This window comes from Roseimicrobium gellanilyticum (assembly GCF_003315205.1).
Taxonomy (GTDB): domain Bacteria; phylum Verrucomicrobiota; class Verrucomicrobiia; order Verrucomicrobiales; family Verrucomicrobiaceae; genus Roseimicrobium; species Roseimicrobium gellanilyticum.
In genome coordinates, this window is the sequence record NZ_QNRR01000017.1 from 71,538 (window position 1) to 89,593 (window position 18,056).

Annotated in this window: 15 protein-coding genes; 3 read left to right on the forward strand and 12 right to left on the reverse strand. The window is 58.7% G+C overall.

The window, feature by feature from the left end; genetic code table 11:
* Window positions 1–26 precede the first annotated feature (26 nt).
* The 12 genes from asnB to DES53_RS29660 form a co-directional block, all read right to left on the reverse strand.
* Window positions 27–1,940: an asparagine synthase (glutamine-hydrolyzing) gene (gene asnB, locus DES53_RS29605; RefSeq protein WP_113961953.1), complete on the reverse strand. Its 1,914-nt coding sequence runs from the start codon at window positions 1,938–1,940 to the stop codon at window positions 27–29.
* Window positions 1,941–1,986: 46 nt separating this feature from the next.
* Entirely contained in the window at window positions 1,987–3,132 is a 1,146-nt protein-coding gene (locus tag DES53_RS29610; protein WP_113961954.1) for a glycosyltransferase family 4 protein, read from the reverse strand.
* Window positions 3,129–4,301 carry a glycosyltransferase family 4 protein gene (locus tag DES53_RS29615; protein ID WP_170157525.1) on the reverse strand — a complete coding sequence of 391 codons (1,173 nt, stop codon included), beginning with the start codon at window positions 4,299–4,301 and terminating at the stop codon, window positions 3,129–3,131. Before DES53_RS29615 ends, DES53_RS29610 begins: the two co-directional genes overlap by 4 nt.
* 23 nt (window positions 4,302–4,324) lie before the next feature.
* Window positions 4,325–5,566: a glycosyltransferase family 4 protein gene (locus DES53_RS29620; RefSeq protein ID WP_113961956.1), complete on the reverse strand. Its 1,242-nt coding sequence runs from the start codon at window positions 5,564–5,566 to the stop codon at window positions 4,325–4,327.
* Window positions 5,563–6,258, reverse strand: coding sequence for a class I SAM-dependent methyltransferase (locus DES53_RS29625; RefSeq protein WP_113961957.1), 696 nt, complete (start codon window positions 6,256–6,258; stop codon window positions 5,563–5,565). The genes DES53_RS29620 and DES53_RS29625 overlap by 4 nt, the downstream gene beginning before the upstream one ends.
* A gap of 46 nt (window positions 6,259–6,304) precedes the next feature.
* Entirely contained in the window at window positions 6,305–7,855 is a 1,551-nt protein-coding gene (locus DES53_RS29630) for a hypothetical protein (protein ID WP_147263710.1), read from the reverse strand.
* A 20-nt stretch (window positions 7,856–7,875) separates the two neighbouring features.
* Entirely contained in the window at window positions 7,876–9,222 is a 1,347-nt protein-coding gene (locus DES53_RS29635) for a flippase (protein ID WP_113961959.1), read from the reverse strand.
* A gap of 75 nt (window positions 9,223–9,297) precedes the next feature.
* A complete protein-coding gene (locus tag DES53_RS29640; protein WP_113961960.1) occupies window positions 9,298–9,873 on the reverse strand; it encodes a D-sedoheptulose 7-phosphate isomerase in 576 nt (191 codons plus the stop codon).
* Between the two features lie 7 nt (window positions 9,874–9,880).
* Entirely contained in the window at window positions 9,881–10,867 is a 987-nt protein-coding gene (rfaE1, locus tag DES53_RS29645; protein ID WP_147263711.1) for a D-glycero-beta-D-manno-heptose-7-phosphate kinase, read from the reverse strand.
* A 36-nt stretch (window positions 10,868–10,903) separates the two neighbouring features.
* Window positions 10,904–11,980 (reverse strand): 3-deoxy-7-phosphoheptulonate synthase, encoded by a 1,077-nt coding sequence (locus DES53_RS29650; RefSeq protein WP_113961962.1) that lies wholly within the window; start codon window positions 11,978–11,980, stop codon window positions 10,904–10,906.
* Window positions 11,981–12,388: 408 nt separating this feature from the next.
* Window positions 12,389–12,931, reverse strand: a complete 543-nt coding sequence (gene nusG, locus DES53_RS29655; RefSeq protein WP_113961963.1) for a transcription termination/antitermination protein NusG — start codon at window positions 12,929–12,931, stop codon at window positions 12,389–12,391.
* A 79-nt stretch (window positions 12,932–13,010) separates the two neighbouring features.
* Window positions 13,011–15,677, reverse strand: a complete 2,667-nt coding sequence (locus tag DES53_RS29660; protein WP_170157526.1) for a hypothetical protein — start codon at window positions 15,675–15,677, stop codon at window positions 13,011–13,013.
* Between the two features lie 105 nt (window positions 15,678–15,782).
* On the opposite strand from DES53_RS29660, the gene DES53_RS29665 reads away from it, so the two are divergent.
* The 3 genes from DES53_RS29665 to DES53_RS29675 all read left to right on the forward strand — a co-directional run bounded on the left by DES53_RS29665 (window position 15,783) and on the right by DES53_RS29675 (window position 18,027).
* Window positions 15,783–16,805 (forward strand): MBL fold metallo-hydrolase, encoded by a 1,023-nt coding sequence (locus DES53_RS29665; protein WP_113961965.1) that lies wholly within the window; start codon window positions 15,783–15,785, stop codon window positions 16,803–16,805.
* Between the two features lie 15 nt (window positions 16,806–16,820).
* Window positions 16,821–17,300: a hypothetical protein gene (locus tag DES53_RS29670; protein ID WP_113961966.1), complete on the forward strand. Its 480-nt coding sequence runs from the start codon at window positions 16,821–16,823 to the stop codon at window positions 17,298–17,300.
* Window positions 17,301–17,625: 325 nt separating this feature from the next.
* On the forward strand, window positions 17,626–18,027 hold the full coding sequence (locus DES53_RS29675; protein WP_147263712.1) for a type II secretion system protein: 402 nt from the start codon (window positions 17,626–17,628) through the stop codon (window positions 18,025–18,027).
* The last annotated feature ends 29 nt before the right edge of the window (window positions 18,028–18,056 follow it).

Below are 18,056 nucleotides of genomic sequence, written 5' to 3' on the forward strand. Positions count from 1 at the left end.
TAAAATAGTCATCGCTCAGACCGCAGCTAGGCCAGTGAGATGGGGCCATCCGGTGTCCTATCGAGAAAGGTGCGGTGCCAGATCTCCCAGGTGAGCAGTGTCCAGAGCCACATGCTGTGATCCTCACGACCCGCACGATCCTCTTCCACCCATCGGCGCACCGTCTTCGCATCCATGAGGCCGCGTGATTTCACCTGCGACTCGCTGAGCAATTCGTCCACCAGCGGGCTCAAGGGACCGCGCATCCAGGAACGCAGCGGGCTGTTGAACGAGGCCTTGGGACGATGCACCACATCACGCGGCAGGTGCTTCTCACCGATGACTTTGAGCAGGTGCTTTTGGATGCCTCCCTTGATCCGCAGATGCGGAGCTGCCTGGAACATCGCCGCGGCCACATCCTTGTCCACCAGCGGCGGACGTGTCTCAATGCTCGCCGCCATCGAGGCCTTGTCACTGTAGGTGAGATTGTGCTCGGGCAGGAATACGCGCGTGTCATTCAGGCACATGCGCGTTAGGTAGGACGAGCCATTTCCTTCCATCAAAGCGTGCTGCTTCTCCCAGAAGTTCGTCTGGCGATAATCTGCTCCATTGAAGAGTTCGGCGAACTTTCTCGCGTTCAGCGAAAGGTCCGATGCCAGGTAACGCTCGGCAGCGGGCAGGGTGGCATACCCCAGGAAGCGCTTCGCCATGCGCACGGTCGCAAACCCACGACTGGAGCTCGCCACCGGAAGCTGCGAGACCACGCCATTCACGGCCCCCTGCAACCATGATGGGCACCACCGGCCAAACTTCTCGGCGTGCAGGCAGGCGAGATGTTTCTTGTATCCGCCGAAAATCTCGTCCCCACCCACGCCATTGAGCAGAACTATGATGCCCATGTCGCGGGCTTGTTTCGAAATCAGATAGGTATTGATCGCTGCGGGGTCGGAGAGCGGCTCATCCATATGCCACACCATGAGCGGCAGCAGCTTCACAATATCCGGCTGTATCTCCAGCTCATGCAGACGGAAGCCGAACTCCTTCGCCACGCGGCGCGCGTAGATCACATCCTCCGAGGTCTGCTCAAACTTCTGGTCTTGCGAGGCAAAACGGATTGTGAAGGCATCAATGGTGGCGCTCGTGTGCTTACGCATGAGCGCGCAAATCAGCGAGGAATCCAATCCCCCACTCAGGAAGGCGCCAATGGGCCTGTCTGAGATCATCTGCATCTCCACGGCACGCTCCACCAGATCGCCAATCTTCTCCAGCGCCTCCTCTTCATCAGTCAGCGTTTCGGAGGGTGTGATGCTCCAGTAGGAGTACTGCGCCAGCTTACCTCGCTCCCACACCATGATGTGCGCCGGTGGCAGCTTGCGGATATTGCGAAAACCCGTTTCCGGCGAAATCAGGAAGCGCGTCGGGTTGCGCATCGCGTCGTCATCACGTTGCGCCCGAACAAGCGGCACCTGCAGCAGGGCCTTCACCTCTGACGCGAACACCAGGCCACCACTCACTTCCGCGTAGTACAGGGGCTTGATGCCAAGATGATCGCGCGCCATCACGAGACGTCCCGTCGTGGTGTCGAGCCACGCAAAGGCAAACATCCCATTGAGCCGCTCCACACACTTCTCGCCCCACTGAATCAAAGCGTGCAGCAGCACTTCCGTGTCGCTGCTGGATCGGAACACACACCCTTTTGCCTCAAGCTCGGCACGCAGTTCGCGGTAGTTGTAGATCTCGCCGTTAAAGACAATCCAGTGCCTGCCGTCGTCACTGCGCATGGGTTGCGCGCCCGCGGAGGAGAGATCAATGATGGAAAGGCGATTGTGCGCGAGTCCGCAATGGTGCTGCTCAAACCACACCTGGTCATGCGCATCCGGCCCGCGATGCCGCATGATGGCGGACATCCTTTCCAGGATCTCTGCGTCACCGCAGCCAATCATTCCCGCAATCGAACACATGTGATGAACTTTTGTATATTGGCGGCAATCCCGCACCGCCCATGAATCACGCAGCTCTGCCAGCCACCATGCTGTACACTTTGCGCACGGTCTGATAGTGACGCTCCCAGGTCATGGCACGCGCCCGTTCACGACCCTTCGCACACATCTCAGCGTGCAAAGAGCCATCCTTCAGCAGGGACATGATCAAACGCGCAGCCTCGGCGGAATCGCCTTCATTGTAGAAGAGCGCAGCATCGCCCGCCGCTTCCGGATTTGCAGTGCTCCGGTTCGTCACCACTGCCGCGCCGGCGGCCATGGCTTCAGGGATGGTGAAAGTCAATCCTTCCAGCGTGGAGGGAAACAGGAACACATGCGCGCTCTGATAAGCCGCGATGAGGTCATCTCCGTATGTGGGTCCCAACTCCACAAACCCTTCAGGTCCCACCACCTCTTCAATCCGCGCCTTCAGTTCTGCTGGCAACCGCTCGCCCGCACGGACAAACACACAACGACGCTCACGAAACTCATCGCGGAAGTGCTCAAAGATGCCGGGGAGTGAACCAAGGTTCTTTCGAGAGATGGCCGAGCCCACACTAAAGAGGATCTTCGGCAGTGCGCGCACCCGTTGTGCCACCTCATTGTCTTGCGGCACCTGCTTCTGGAACCTTGCGAAATCCATGCCCGGCACAGCCACCGTCACACGCGAGGGGTCGATGCCAAGAATCTCATGCAGACGGTCCTTCGTCTCCTGAGAAATCGAAATGAGATGATCCGCTTCGCGCAAATGCATCACGGTACGACGGAAGCGCTCAATTTGCACCGGAGTCAAACCGTCCGCGAGTTGCAGAGGGACCAGGTCAAACACGGTGGCCACCACGCTGCGGCACCCCTTCTTGAGGTGAGGAATCAAGTGGGCATAGCTGTGATCCAGCACATGGGCCACCTCCGCCTTTTCCTGACCTGCGCGCCACGGGTAGATGAAATGCTTGTGCATCGCCCGCTGAATGCGCCCCGCAGCGGCACTGCGAGCGGGTGGTCCGCCCAGCCATGGAGGTGCCGCAGCCTTCATCCGGTCCCCACTGCCACCAGCGTGATGCCATCCTGACTCGCAGCGGGCCAGCTCTGCCCAGTAACGATCCATCGAAGCCCAACCCTCCGCAGGCAATGCGGGATACCAGGCAACGCGTGCTTCTGTGCCACGAGCACTCATCCTCGAATCATTTCGTGTTTCAGTTCCAGCTCTGCCTCGGCGTTCACACCGATGGGCAATACCCTGTTCATCCAGCGCCAGAGTTCGGCTCCACGCACATGAGCGCTGAAGGACTCACCCGTGGCTCGTGCCGCCACCCGCATGGGAGCGCGGATTTCCTCGCGCATGAGTTTCATGAGCAGTGCAGCCGTACCGATGGCATCATCGGGATCAAAAGTGAATCCATTCACTCCATCCACCACGAGCGCTTCGGCCGCACCGGCGTGCTTGCTGATGAGAAGTGGCAGCCCCAGGCAGGCAGCTTCATGCACCACGGCTGCATAGGTATCCTGACGTGTAGGCAACACAAAGACATCCGCCGAACCCACCGCATTTCGAATGGCCTGTCCCGTGAGAAAGCCTGTAAGCTCGCAGTGATGCCCCAGACCATGTTGATCAATCGTCTGCCGCAGCCAGGATTCATCACCACCGCCAACAAAGCGCAACTTGAAATTGCCTACCCCACCCGCCTTTAACTGGGCCGCCGCGGTGAGAAGAAGGTCAAGCCCCTTGCGCTTGATGAGTTGTCCCAGATACGCAAACACCACTGGCTCATTGCTTGCACGCTCGCGTTCCATCGGTGTGTACAAGCGGCTGTCCACCGCGTGATAGGCCGGGAACGTGGGTCCGTGTCCGCCGCTCAGGGATTCGTGCGCTGCGGGGCAGCAGGCCACGACACCGTCCACCAGTTTGCTCCAGAATCCATGCCACCAGCGTGTGCGTGCGTGGAAATAGTGCGCATTGCGTTTGCCCACTTCGGTCGAAACGATGACGGGAATCCGGCGGTATTTCGCATAGATGAGTCCCTGCAGGGTGAAGGGCGAGAACTCATGAATCAGCACTGCGCGCACATCCTGCTCCTTCAGCATGCGCCAGGCCTCTCGTGAGGGAAGATAAGTGTCATACTTCCCTTTTTTTCCCTCGAGCGCCGCGTCTGAGGTATCCATGCGCCGCCGCGTGCTTGCAGCCATGCAAATGTCGATGTTCTCACCACGCGGCGTCACCGCTTCCTCAGGATGCTCTCCCTTTTCACTGGTGGGCCACAGCAGCATGGTACGCCACGGGTTGGGCTGCGCCTTGGCCAGCGCCTCATAAAGAGGCTTGAAGAAGGTGCCCCGTGCTTTCGTCACGATGGCCAATGTCGGTGGTCTGCTCACAAGTGTGGGGACGCAGTTTCTTCCTTGGACCCGGCGTGGAGTGCACCGCGCAGATTCGGACTGCTCAACCGCGCCCTGGAACCATCCGGCAGTGCCAGTGCCAGCTCCGCCGCGAATCGCTCCGCATACGCCGCACCATCGAGCGCATGCTTGAGGTGCACCCCACGCTCCGGCTGCCATGCACCGGTCACGTATTCCTCCAGGACATCAGCAATGCGGACCGCATCAAACTCGACCCTTCTTCCATTCACACCGTCTTCCAGGATCATCTCACTGCCATGATGTGGCGTGAGGAAGAGGGGCAGCCCACAGGCTGCTGCTTCCACCTCCACGAGGGCAAAGGCTTCTGAATAGGACGGGAACAAAAATCCATCCGCAGACGAGAGGTATTTCTCCACGTCGGGCACCATTCCGGTGAAGGTGACAAAAGCATCCCAATCCGGATGCCTCGACTGGAGCTGCTGCTTCAGGGCCTGCAGGCGTTGGGCACTGCCTCCAAGCACCAGCAGGCGCGCGCTCGCTCCTTGCCCGCCTCTTTCACGAAGCTTGGCTACCGCATCCACGGCGAGGAAGAATCCCTTGCGTCGATAATGCCCCGCGCTCACAAACACGAACACATGATCCTGCGTGGAGATGCCGAGTTGGTTTCTCAGGGCCTCACGATGCAACCCCCGGAGTGCAGGGTGAAAGCGTTTCGCATCGTAGCTGTTCGGAAGCACCTGCACGTTGAGCTTCGGATTTACCTTCCGTACGTCCCCCGCCACCGCTTCAGAGACACAGAGCACACGCTTGGCTGTCGTACTGTGCAGGAATCGTTTCGCGAGCCAGAGGCTTCCAAGATTCGTCACGCGCTCAAACACGTCACGCATCGAGCGCATGCCCAGCGTGCGTTGGCGCCGTTCCCAATCGAAGGGCGAAAAGTGCACGTGGCACACCTCACAGGAAGGGAGATACCACGCTACACTGTAGACCACATCGGGCCGTGCATGCCTCTGCACTCGAAATTTCCACCACGCGCGCAAGCGCACCCAGAAGGAGAAAGCATAGCTGTCCAGCGTGTGCACCTTCCCCACCTGCGGCAGTTTTTCGATTCGGTCCACCTTCACCTCCTCATCTGCGTGCCAGCACCACACCTCGATCTCCCAGCCCTGCGCCTTGAGCGCAGGCAGAGCGGCCACGATGCCCTTCATGGAGGGACTCGTGCGGCTCAAGTTGGGATCGACGATGAGCAGCTTCATGCCTTCTTCTGGAAGAGCATCAGAATGCCGAAGGGATCGCAGGACTTCCGTTCATCCAGCGAACACGTGGTCTCTTGGTCCACCCAAGCCACGGGAAGGAAGACGCCACGAGCCGGCAGCTTCCACGCCTGCTTCATGCGATCCGTGGTATTCCTCGTCAGGAAGTAGTCGGTGCGCAGCGGTTTCAGGCCTAGCGGCTCAAAGAGTGCCAGCAGATCCGCATCGGTATATCCCTTGCGCACATGGTCATCATTGGGAAAGGGCTCCGGAGGATGCGGCACGGTGATGAGTGCATGGCCACCTGGCTTGAGGATGCGCACCAGTTCCCGGGCCACACCTTCGTGATCGGCAATGTGCTCAATCACCTGGGTACTCATCACCATATCCACGCTGGCATCAGCCAGTGGAATCTCGAGCAAAGAAGCCTGCATGGTCTGCACTTCCGGGCGCCAGCCCAGGTTGGCTTGCAACTCACGGTAGTTGTTGTCGTCGTACTCAAGGCCAATCACCTTTTCGCAAAGTCCCTCATCCAGCACGCGACGCGCGAATTCGCCGGAACCGCAACCTCCATCGAAAAGGGTTCCTACTTTGCCGATCTGCTGGAAGGCCTCACGCAAGCGGGGCCACTCCACACGATAGCGGATGGTATTCGAGGTGTAGAGCACCCGGCGAAGGATGGATCGTACGGACATAATGGCTTGTGGTTGATTGAAAGGGAATGACTCAAGTGCCCATTGCTCATCCCCATCGTGTGGAGGGACGCAGGGGGTGACGCTCGGCAGAGTAGGGTCTCAGTACCATGGGTCTCACGGAAGGTTCGGGCACCTCTTCTTCGTCAGATTCCTCAGCTTCCTGAGTGAGTGTGTTCCTCCGGATGGTGCCCGCTGCGAGGCCCAAATAGGTGACCACCACCAGATTGATAGGCACCGTGTGAAGGTTGTTCCCCCCCATCAGCATGAGGGCGCCAGCTACCGCCAGCAGAGCAAGCACAAACACCGCCGCATCTCGATCCATCGAGTCTCGAATGCCCAGGACGGTGCGATGCGCAAATCGCGCTGTGAGGAAGAGCGCTGCTCCTACGGCAGCCAGCCCCATGACACCGAAATTGATCAGGATCTTATTGATGGAGTCATGGCTGTAGGATTCATCGTCGAACTCCTTGCCGCCGCCCGTTGCACTGCTCCAGCGTGTACCAATGAGACTGTAGCTGCTCGCCCGCTTCAAGCGTGTCCACCCCTTCAGGCGGTCCGCAAAGGTTGCAACGCGGACCACTCGATTGGTCCAGCCGCCGGATCCTTCAATGGCCGAGTTCATAGCCCCCAGATTCTTGAGCGCAACATCCGACAGCATCACAGCTGCAATCGCCATGGTCACACATGAGGTGTAGAAAAACACCGTACCCGCACGTGTCCGAAACAGAATGTAGGTGCCTGCCACCAGGAAAGGGACCAACAACAGCGTGCGCTGCATCGAGACGTACAGACCCACGCCATAGATGACGGTGCACAGCAGGAAACCCATCCGTGCCCTCGCATACCGCATCGCATGCCAGACACCAAAACAGAAGAGATACATGATGACCCCGAAGGCCGAGGAGGTGGAAGCAAATCCATAGGGCCGCGGGACGTCCGGCGTCTGAAACATCTGCGAGTACAGCACGGGCGAGAGTTCCGTGGCTGCATAGGTCCACTCCAGCTCGGTGAAGTCGAAGTAGTATTGCCGAATCGCCCAGAGCACCCACGGCACACCCAGCCAGTAATGCAGGCGGCAGAGCTTCAGCGCGTCTTCACGATCCACATAGTAGAGACAAATTACCGCCGCGAGGCCCAGATAGAGACCGCTGTTTACGGCATACTGGATGCGGTTCGCCATCGCCTCGCCACCACCACTGGCGAAAAGGAAGCCGGTCAGCAGCACCGTCGCCACGCTGATGGCCACGGTCGTGCGATCTGGTTTCACCCGGTTGTAAATCATCTGAAGCGCCGCGCCACCCAGCGTGGCGCCGAGCATGGCCACCGATACCGCGAGCACTTCCTTCACCGTGTCCAGGCTTACGGTGCCGTAGTATACAGCGAGCTTCTTGTAGAAGTCCCCATAAAACCCCATGATGCTGAGAAGCACGAGGCCAACCCTCGGCGAGAGGAAGCACATCAGCAGCAGCGGTACTGCAGCATACTTGATGAGTCCTGCCAACCCACCCGTGGGATTGCTGAGTACTTTCACCAGCATGAGCATCCCCATCACGAGGGCGCCCACGACCATGAGCAGCTTGGTGTTACGCGACATCATAAGCCCATCCTTGGTTCAGCTTATTTCCCCTGCATGGGGAGTTCTCTCACATTTGGCACGGGATACACCAGTGCCTGCACGAGCGTCTTTCCAATCACACGCGTCCTGCCGAAGATGAGTGGAGCGACCACGCATGACATGGTGACGCCACACACACTGGCCCACGCAGCGCCCTGGGCGCCGAACCTGGGAATCAGCATCAGGTTCAATCCAAAGTTGGTGGCGAAACCCAGCAACAGGAACATCGGCTGCCACTTCAGCAAATTCTCCAACGTCAGGAAGCACGAGCCTGCGCCGCCGAGATAGCAAGGCACGAGCAGCAGCGCGTGTACTGCCAGCACGGAAATGCTCGCCGCGTACTCCGGGCCATACACAACACCCACGGCAATGCTGCTGCCAAGAGAGAGTCCAGCAGCGCACAACCAGCCCAGGGCTCCACTGAGCTTCGCGTAGGCCAGGCGTGCCCTCGTGTAGCGCTCGGGATCATTCTTGCGCAGCATCACCAGCACAGGGAGCAGGGGAACTGATAGCAAAGTATTCAGGAAGAAGAGGCTTTCCGTGAACATGATGGCCGCACTGAAATAGCCTGCAGTCGCTTCGCCGTGATACGCGCGGAGCATGAGCACATCCATGCGGGACATCAGCGCCATGAGCGCAGCATTGATCATGAGCGGGAGCGAATCACGCAGCACCTCCCAGCCAGCACGCCAGTCCACTTTCCAGCTCTTCAGCGACTCACCACACTTGAAGTAGAGGATGACGTACCACGTCACGATGATGAGCAATCCCACGGCCTCGGCTGCCGCCACCCACACCACACCAGCACCGATTCCGGCGAAGACAAACTGCCACAACCGTGAACCCAGCGAACCTGCAGTATTGGGAATCACCATGTACTGCAACTTTTGCCGGGACTGGAACCAACCGGAGATTACCGTCGGAAAACTAAAGAGCAGCTTTAGGCCGAAGACCAGCGTGGCAAACTTCACCACGTCCGCTCCAACATCCGCCGTCCAGAGGAAAGCCGCGAGCGCCAGCCAGCTCAGGAGACCGGTAACCGCAAGCAATGCCACCGTGCCGCCCATGATGCCCGACTCCTGTTCGGGACGCTCCAGCAATCGTTTGGTGAAGACACCCATGTCCACGCCCATGCCCACCACGCCGAAGTACATCACCATCGCCTGCGCGGTAGCCAGCACACCGACTTGCTCGGGTCCCAGCTTGCGTGCCACCCAGCCGGTCGTGACGACGCCAATGATGATCACGAAGACCTTCTGAAAGGTCATCCAGCCCATGTTTTTCAGGACCAGCCAGTTTCTGCGGGGACGCGGAAGGTCCGCCTCCGCGATGACATTTCCTTCACTCATGAAGACGATGCTTCATTTCGTTTGGCAGGCCGACAGGCTTCGTCGGCGAAAATGATTCTCTCAGTCCTCCGCGTCTCAGGACGCAAAGGCCTTCTCCACCCAGTCACAAAGGATGTGACCCACGAGGAGATGGCATTCTTGTGCGCGCGCCGTGACAGGTGATGGCGCACGGAAACAAAGGTCCGCAACCTCGGCGCAACGGCCTCCACCCTCAGCAGTGAAAGCAACAGCGAGGCAGCCCTGCTTCTTTGCTTCGACCAGACCATTCACCACATTGGCGCTGTTGCCGGAGGTACTGATGCCAATGACCACATCTCCTTTGCAGCCCAGTGCCTCCACCTGCCGTGCGTAAATGCTGTCGAACCCAAAGTCATTGCCTCCCGCAGTGAGGATGCTGGTGTCCGTGGTGAGCGCGATGCCAGCCAGTGCCCTGCGATTCACGCGATATCGCACCACGAGTTCCGCTGCCAGATGCTGGGCATCCGCGGCACTGCCTCCATTGCCGAAGAACAACACCTTCCCACCGGCCTTCAAGCACTCCACCATGCGGCCGGCCAGGTCCTCGATGAATGGCACGAATCCCGAGAGACGCTGCACCGCAGCGTGGTGCTCCGTGAGATGGGTTTCGATCAATGAGGCAGCGTTGCTCATACGAGGATCACTCTTCGAATGCGGCCAGGAGTTCGGCAGGCGTCACACAGGCGGTGCCCAGCTTGCCCACCACAATGCCACTGGCATGATTTGCGACATCCGCAGCGGCCTCAGGGCTCATGCCCGAAGCAAGCGCCAGCGTCAGCACAGCAATGGCCGTATCCCCCGCGCCACTCACATCATAGACTTCGCGTGCACGCGTGGGAATGTGGTGTGGCTCGCTGCCTCGCTGGAAAAGCATCATGCCTTGCTCGCCGAGAGTCACCAGCACCATGTCCGTGCTCCAGCGCTCCAGCAAGGTGCTGCCCACGCGCTGCAATTCTTCATTCTGCTCCGGCGGCACCGGCAAATGGCTGTCCTCAATGCCCGCTGCGGCGAATGCCTCCAGGCGATTCGGCTTCACGAGATGCACACCACTCCAGGGAAGCGGATTGCGCGGCGACGGATCCACGGTCACCAGCAGATTCTTTTCTCTGGCCACACGGGTCACCACTTCCATCAGGGGCGCGGTGACGAAGCCCTTGCCATAATCCTCCAGAATGATGGCATCCAGCTTGTCTGCCAGAGCGCGGAGTTTCTCCTCCACCTCGCTCAGCTCTTCATCCGTCAGCTTCACGAGCTTCTCACGATCAACGCGAACAATCTGTTGCTGCCTCGCCACCACGCGTGATTTGGAGATCGTCCGGATGGTGTCACTCACCAGCATGGGTTCGGCACTTACCCCTTCTTCCTGCAGCAGTTGCTTGAGTTGCTGGCCCTGGATGTCCTGGCCAATCCTGCCCATCAGGAATACCGACTTCGTGAAGGCCGCGATGTTGCAGGCCACATTCGCCGCACCACCGGGGTTAAAGGATTCCTCGGACACCTCCACCACCGGCACCGGAGCTTCAGGAGAGATGCGTCTGACGTTCCCCCGCACAAAATGATCCAGCATCACATCTCCAACCACGAGGATGCGGCGTGAGGAGAAGGTTTCGAGGTCGGCAGGCTTCACGCGGGAGTGTTTGCGGCGAGAGGATGGTTGGATCAACTACGCGCTGGCAAATTTTGCGCGACGCGCGCGCACTGCTGCAGCCAGCTCATCGAATACGCCCAACGTCGTTTCCCAGGAAACACAGGCGTCTGTGATGCTTTGGCCGTACTTGAGTTCCTGGCCTGGCTTCACGCTCTGCTGTCCTTCGCACAGATGGCTTTCGATCATCACGCCGGTAATGCCGGTGCTTCCATTCACAAGCTGGCCCGCCACGTCACTGGCCACGAGGGGCTGGCGGCGATAGTCCTTGAGGCTGTTGCCGTGGCTGCAATCCACCATGAGGTGCGGGGGCAGACCGCGGGAGCGCAGTTGCTCCACCGCGTTTGCGACGCTGGCCGCATCGTAGTTTGGGGAAGCCTTGCCACCACGCAAAATCACATGGCACGCATCATTGCCACGAGTTTGCACAATGGCTGCCGTGCCATGTTTCGTCACGGAAAGGAATACATGTGCGCCTGCCGCAGCGGCGATGGCATCGAGGGCGATCTGGATATTGCCATCCGTGCCGTTCTTGAATCCCACCGGCATGGAGAGGCCGCTCGCCAGCTGGCGGTGCACCTGACTCTCCGTTGTGCGGGCGCCAATCGCGCCCCAAGACACCACGTCCGCAATGTACTGCGGCGTGATCACATCCAGAAACTCCGTCCCCGCCGGCACTCCCATAGCTGCGATTTGCACCAGCAGACGGCGTGCTTCACGCAGACCCGTATTGATGTCGAAACTCTCATCGAGATTCGGATCATTGATGAAACCCTTCCACCCCACGGTGGTCCGCGGCTTCTCAAAATAGACGCGCATCACAAGTTCAAGATCGGCGGAGTACTTGCCGCGCGCTTCCTTCAGCAGGCCCGCGTATTCCAGGGCGGACTTCGAGTCGTGAATGGAGCAAGGCCCCACCACCACCAGCAGCCGATCGTCACGCCCCATCATGATGTCTTGATTGATCTGACGGGAGCGCGTCACAAAGTCTTCACCAGCGGCGTCCAGCGCCAGTTGCTTCATGAAAACAGAGGGAGGCACGAGGTCGCTGATGTCCTCGATGCGCAGATCGTCCGTGCGGTGTTTTTCGCTCATGTCAGGTTCCGCCCCGATGCGGGGAGCCTGCAAAATCGCCGGGAGCCCATGCCGTGCAAGTGATTCGTCATGCAGCGGGAAATTCGCTGCTTTTCTCCGCTCAAGCTGCCGCCACCGGTCGTCTGGTGTGTTCCCAAGACCGTCGCGGCATCGCGTCGTACTGAGCTCAGATGCCAGACACATGCGTGCAGACGGCGGGGCTCGATGTCCTTCGGCGCCATCCGCCACAGGGACCGATTCTTTTCGCAATTTTGCGAAGGGAGTATCGATGTATGGAAACGGGGCCGAATTATAGTAATTTTACTCTCAGAAGTGCGCTTGGAAAGTCGATTTACCACAAATTTAAAACTTTCCTTAGCCTCGCGTTGCAATCAGAGGCGCAGCTATCTAAGCCATTTTTTAGAGCAATTACTTGTCTGTGAACGAATCACGCGGACTTCGACTGCTCAGGAGCTTGGAAGAGGGTACTTCCACCAAGCTCTGCCGACCAAGGAACTCGAGTAGGATTTTCACCCGGTTCTCTCCACTGGTCATACTTTCTACAATACCCTTGAGGCCTCTCATGGGCCCCTCTGCCACCTCCACCGTGTCGCCCACATTCACGCCGTGGCTGACCTCACGCACTTCCATGCCCTGCATTTCAGCACGCAGCTCCTCCAGGGTTTGCTCCGGTATCGGTACCGGTGTTCCGCCAAAACCCACCACCCCAATGACATGATTGGCGTGTTTTACCGCGCGATACCGCGAAGCAAGATCAAATCTGGCGAAGAAATAACTCGGGAAGAGCGCCTCCGTGAACCACACCTTCCCCCGCGGTGTGCTGCGCTGAAATCGAATGCGGGGGCAAAATGTCTCCACTTCCCCAAAAGCAGCAAGCCCCGCCGCCGCCAGATGCTCGGTCTTCGGCTTCGTGTGGACGCAGTACCACTGGGGGTTGGGTGATTCAGACATGGTGAGTCAAAACAGCGCCTGAAGGCGCCCGCTGCGCAAGTCGAAAAGTGCAGCGAAAGAGACATCGACATCGCGGAGGTTATTTTCTCATGGGCACCGCCGGCCGGCTGGGACGCGTCTCACGAGGCGGTGGCTCATCCTGAATCAGCGGGGCCTCGCCGGAGCGGCGGAATTCATCCCGCGCCTTGCTTCCACTGAAGTACTTGGGCCGCCAGTCTGGCGAGCCCACGCTCCCCTCGCCCACATACTCAAGGATCTCACTCACGGGAAAGAGCACCAATCCCGGCAGACCACGGGCCTTTGCCTTGGCTTCGAACTGGATTCGGTCCTCCAGGAAGTCCACCTTGCCATTCACCACCAGGCGGAAGACGCCCGTGAGCGCTTCAAAATCTGCCGTGGTCGCAAAGCCATCTGCCACCGTGAAGCTGCAGTCTGCTTCCTTGGCAATGTTGTATCCCTTGATAGGCCGGGGCAGCACCGCGCCAAGCAAAGGCGTGAGCGGTCCAAGGATGGGCACGGCGTAGAGATTGCCATTGAGAATGACGAGAGCGCCTTTCCCTTGCAACGTCCGCCAGTCCCCCAGGCGCCCCGAGAACTGGAGATGCCCGGTGAGGTCCCCCTCTGACGTCTCCCTTGGCGAATACACACGAGCAAACTTGTTCAAGCTGATCGCGTCCACGCGCAACTCGCCCGAGTACGGTTGCGGCTCACGATTGTCATCCAGCTTTCCACGGAGCTTGTAGCGCCCGTCCAGAAGATCGGACTGGGTGTCAAATTCCACCTGGCCGCTCTTGCAGATCACGGAGGCGCGGAGGTTCTCGAAAGGGAGCGGTTTGCCGAAGACCTCATACGGAAAACTGTTCGCACGGAATTCCACCGTGTAGTCATTCACTTCAGGTCGCAGATCCGCCGTGCCCTTGCAGGCCATGCCTTCTCCATACAGTCCGCCAGAGACATCGTACGTGAGCACAGGGCCGGTGAACTTCAAATCTCCCACCGGCCTGCTGATGACGTAGTCCTCCCCAAAGAGTGGATAGTGCGCCGTGCCATCACTCCGGAATCTCACGTGCAGGTCCGTTCCTTCCTTGATCCCGATGATGCCATCCAGTTCCACATGAGGATGTTTGTCGAAGCGGTATTTCGCAATATTCTCCGCAGTCTTGGTGGCGAAGCAGGAGGTCAATGCCACGGGATCCACCGTGCTCGTCACACCGGTAAGCGTGACCGTGCGTTTGATATCGTTGCACGCCACGTGCTTGGCCACCGCGCGCCCCTCCGGTCTCTCGATGGTGAGATCATGGTACTCGTGGTGCGGCCCCTGGAACTTGACGTTTGCCGTCACTCGCTGGAAATCGACGCCTCGATACCGGAACCGGTGCACTTCTGCGCGCCCCTTGTTCTGGCACCGATCAATTCTTGGCTCCGGCCCCTCGCCCTCCACTTCGAACCAGATGGCAGATTCTGGTCCAAAAGAGAAGCGTTGCAGAATCTCCTTCGTTTGCGGCAGCCTCAGGAAGGGCAGGAATACATTGGGATCCATCTGCAGCAGCGCACGGTAGCGAAAGCTCTCATCCTTTTTCCAGAGAGCCTGCAGCCCCAGCGTTCCGGATTCATGACGCAGCAGCACGTCTCTGAGGTAGCAGCCCTTGGGTGAGATCCCATAGTCCACTTCCAGGCCATCCAGGACCACACCGCGACTGGAGAAACGGCGCGCACGAATATTGCCCACACAGTCCAGCGGCACGAAGGCGCCCTCCGGCACGGCTGCGCCCAGCAGGAGGCTGCCCTCCGCCGTGAGTTCCACCGGTTCATAAAAGACAATTTCGCGGAACTCATCCATCTCCGTGATCGCAAGGGCGAGCCCGGGAAGATCCGCAGAGGAACGCACGCGAAAATCCACCTTGTCCCCACCGAGACTCCAGGTGGCTCCGGCTTCGAGTTCACCGAGGTGATCCTTGATGCGCAGCCGGGTGAGATCCACCTGCTCGCCTGCGTAGCTCGCGACCGCTTCGATTTGATCGCAGACATAATCGCCGTGACGCAGATTCTGGGCCGTGAGACGCATCGTGGCGTTCAATTCCTCAGGCTTTTCGAGGTCGCCATTCACCTCCACCTCCAGCCGCGGCACATGCGCGGATTCGAAATGTTTCAGCATGCGCGCTGCCTCGACGATGAGGTCCCGCCGCGCCTTGATGGCCGCCATGCGCTTGCGTTTGCGGTCCTCCGCACTCTTTTCATCCTCCAGTTCCTTGTCCGACGGCGGACGAAGCAGCGAGCCACTCACATGCACACGCAGGCCAAAGAGCGTGCCTTCCGCCCTGCGGATCTCCATGCGATCCCCAATGAGATAGAGGCGCGCATCCAGGGCTTTGATGGTGAGTTTTTCCGAGTTGGGATCCTCAGGATCCAGCGGGAAGGACAGATCCGCATCCCGGAGATCCAGCCCTTCCAGGAAGAGCTCGTCCTTCATCATCTTGCTGTAGTCCAGGTCCAGGTGCAGACGGTCCACGTCCGCCAGCAGCACCTTGTACTTCTTGTCCTGATACACCCTGATACCACGCGCCACCAGCCCCTCCAGCGGATCGAGCGTCAGCTTGTCCAGCGTGAGATAGACACCCCGGCTTTCAAACTGCTGCATCACGAAGCTGCGCCACTTTCTGGAAAAGCCGTCACTGCGCACATATGCCGCAGCGCTGCCGACGGAGATCAGCAGGGCCAGCATGACAAGACGACGGAACCAACGCATGAAAGGCCAGCATAGCCGCGCTTTGCCCGCCTGAAAAGCGGGTGTAGGCCGCTTTTCTCGCGTCATTTCCATTTTCCCCCGGCGGATTTCCTCTTAGTATCGGCCATGCTCTCTCTCACGGTTCTTGGCAGCGGCAGTTCTGGAAACTGCGCCGTCATCCGCACGGATAGAACCCGCCTGCTCATCGACGCCGGCCTGAGCGGTCGCCAAATCATGCTCCGCCTGGAGGCTGTGGGGATGAAACTGGAGGATCTGGATGGCGTGCTCCTCACGCATGAGCATTGCGACCACACCGCCGGCCTGGAAATTCTCTGCAGGAAGCATCAAGTTCCCCTGTTTGCCACCCCGCTGACTCAGGAGGCGCTTCAGCAGGGCACGTTCCGCAAGGCTTCGCCACGGTGGAAACTCATGCAAACAGGGGCTCCGTTCGACTTCCAGGACCTACGCATTGAGTGTTTCCCTGTACCTCATGATGCTGCCGACCCCGTGGGCTTTGTCATCACGGATGAGGAGTCACGTCTCGGAGTGCTGAGCGACGTGGGTTTCGTCACGAACTTGATCCGTGATCGCCTTCGCGGTGCTCACACTCTCTTCGTCGAGGCGAACTACGACGGCCCGCTTCTCGAGGCCGACACAAAGCGCCCGTGGGCCACAAAGCAACGCATCAGCGGTCGCCACGGTCATCTCTCGAACGAGCAAACGGCCGAACTGCTGCAGGCTCTGGCGCACGAAGACCTGCACCACGTGGTACTCGGCCACTTGAGCGACGACTGCAATTGCCCTGACATTGCGCTCAAGAAAATGACTGCCGTGCTACGCAGTGCGGGAGCCATGGATACCAACGTGGTCTGCGCGAAGCGCAGCGTTCCCTTGCCTTGGATGGAAGTAGCACGCCGCCGCGTCATGCATTCACTTCCCGCTGCCGTAGCTCCCACTGCTCCTGTGAGTGCGACACCTGAAGTCGAGCCGTTCCCTTCAGAAGTGAATGTGGTGGCCGAGGTGGAGGACACCTACCGGGCCTTCTCCACATCGGTTCCCAATGCTCCAACAGCACCACAGCGAAGGAAGCAGCTTTCTCATCGACGAGAAGAACAGCCTGATTTTTGGCTAGATACTGGTGTGGCTTGAAGGTTTGATGCGCTCATGCAGCGCCTCCTTCGCATTCTCATTCCCGTTCTTCTCGTTCTCACGCTCCTCTGGTTCCTGTGGCCCTACCTCCAATCGGAGAAACGACAGGTGGAGAATATGCATCGAAAGCTCATTTCTCTGGCTGCGGCTCGAAATTGGACCGGCGCCTCCGAGCTGATGACCTCAGATTATGAAGATGAATGGGGCCATAATCGCGAAGACGCTCTCGGATTGGCCTCGGAGCTGTTTCAGGGCTTCCTGTACCTCAACATCGAATGGGAAACCACAGAAGTCACTGTGAACCAAGGCATTGCCAAGGTGCGTGGCTACGCGAAAATGAACGGCAGCGGTGGCGGATTCAGCTCTGAAATCATCAGCAAGGTCAATTCGCTTGAAAAACCCTGGGTTTTTACGTGGCGAAAAGAAAGCTGGAAGCCCAATTCATGGAAATTGGTGTCCGCAAAAAACGAGGAATTGGCGAATATTCGGTTCTAAAACCATCGTTTTCAACGCTTCCATAGGAGAAAAGAGCGTTTTATTTCAATTATAGACTCGCCAAAAAGCCGGGGATTTTTTAAAAAAGCTTCGAATTTCCTGAACTTTTAGTTAGGCGCATTTCTCTACGTCGCCCTCCAATTTTTTCCGGATTTTCATACTGAAAATGAGGACTTTATACATCCACATGCGGCTAAGCATTCAGTACTGCAAGGATATTGTAATCACTAAATTATTCACCAAATAAATTCATATTTATTAAGTATAAATTGATTTATTATAATTTCCATACCAAGGTTGGAACGTGCTCTACCAACTCAAGTATATGAAATACAATCCTATCCTTCGTTCCAAGCGTCTCAACGCAGCTGGCTTCACCCTCATCGAAATCAGCTTGGTCATCGCCCTCCTTCTGGGTCTCCTCGCCGTGGTGTTCCTCGGCCTTGGTTCCTACCGGAATGGCGCCAACCAAGCCCAGTGCCGTATGGTGCTTGCCTCCGTTCAAAAGGCGGTGCGCTCCTACGCCAACATGCAGAACCTGCTCCCTGGCGCGGTCGTGGATGCGGCTAACCTGGGCAACGGCGTCATCATGACGACCACTCCCGTCTGCCCCACCGGCACGGCCTACACCTTTACGGGTACGGTACCTGCCGTCGGCGTCTCCTACGGCACCTGCGGAGTCACGCTCCCCGTGTCCCACGCACTGACCAACATTCAGGACTGGTAAGCAACGTCGCGATTTCGTTCTGCTCATTG

What these genes read in the sequence shown, in the direction of transcription:
- DES53_RS29620 (WP_113961956.1), bottom strand. Translation starts at nt 5,566, where the DNA reads ATGAAGCTGCTCATCGTCGATCCCAACTTGAGCCGCACGAGTCCCTCC.
- nusG (WP_113961963.1), bottom strand. Translation starts at nt 12,931, where the DNA reads ATGTCTGAATCACCCAACCCCCAGTGGTACTGCGTCCACACGAAGCCG.
- DES53_RS29670 (WP_113961966.1), top strand. Translation starts at nt 16,821, where the DNA reads ATGCAGCGCCTCCTTCGCATTCTCATTCCCGTTCTTCTCGTTCTCACG.
- DES53_RS29610 (WP_113961954.1), bottom strand. Translation starts at nt 3,132, where the DNA reads ATGAGTGCTCGTGGCACAGAAGCACGCGTTGCCTGGTATCCCGCATTG.
- DES53_RS29625 (WP_113961957.1), bottom strand. Translation starts at nt 6,258, where the DNA reads ATGTCCGTACGATCCATCCTTCGCCGGGTGCTCTACACCTCGAATACC.
- DES53_RS29635 (WP_113961959.1), bottom strand. Translation starts at nt 9,222, where the DNA reads ATGAGTGAAGGAAATGTCATCGCGGAGGCGGACCTTCCGCGTCCCCGC.
- DES53_RS29665 (WP_113961965.1), top strand. Translation starts at nt 15,783, where the DNA reads ATGCTCTCTCTCACGGTTCTTGGCAGCGGCAGTTCTGGAAACTGCGCC.
- DES53_RS29650 (WP_113961962.1), bottom strand. Translation starts at nt 11,980, where the DNA reads ATGAGCGAAAAACACCGCACGGACGATCTGCGCATCGAGGACATCAGC.
- DES53_RS29660 (WP_170157526.1), bottom strand. Translation starts at nt 15,677, where the DNA reads ATGCGTTGGTTCCGTCGTCTTGTCATGCTGGCCCTGCTGATCTCCGTC.
- DES53_RS29630 (WP_147263710.1), bottom strand. Translation starts at nt 7,855, where the DNA reads ATGATGTCGCGTAACACCAAGCTGCTCATGGTCGTGGGCGCCCTCGTG.
- DES53_RS29640 (WP_113961960.1), bottom strand. Translation starts at nt 9,873, where the DNA reads ATGAGCAACGCTGCCTCATTGATCGAAACCCATCTCACGGAGCACCAC.
- asnB (WP_113961953.1), bottom strand. Translation starts at nt 1,940, where the DNA reads ATGTGTTCGATTGCGGGAATGATTGGCTGCGGTGACGCAGAGATCCTG.
- DES53_RS29675 (WP_147263712.1), top strand. Translation starts at nt 17,626, where the DNA reads ATGAAATACAATCCTATCCTTCGTTCCAAGCGTCTCAACGCAGCTGGC.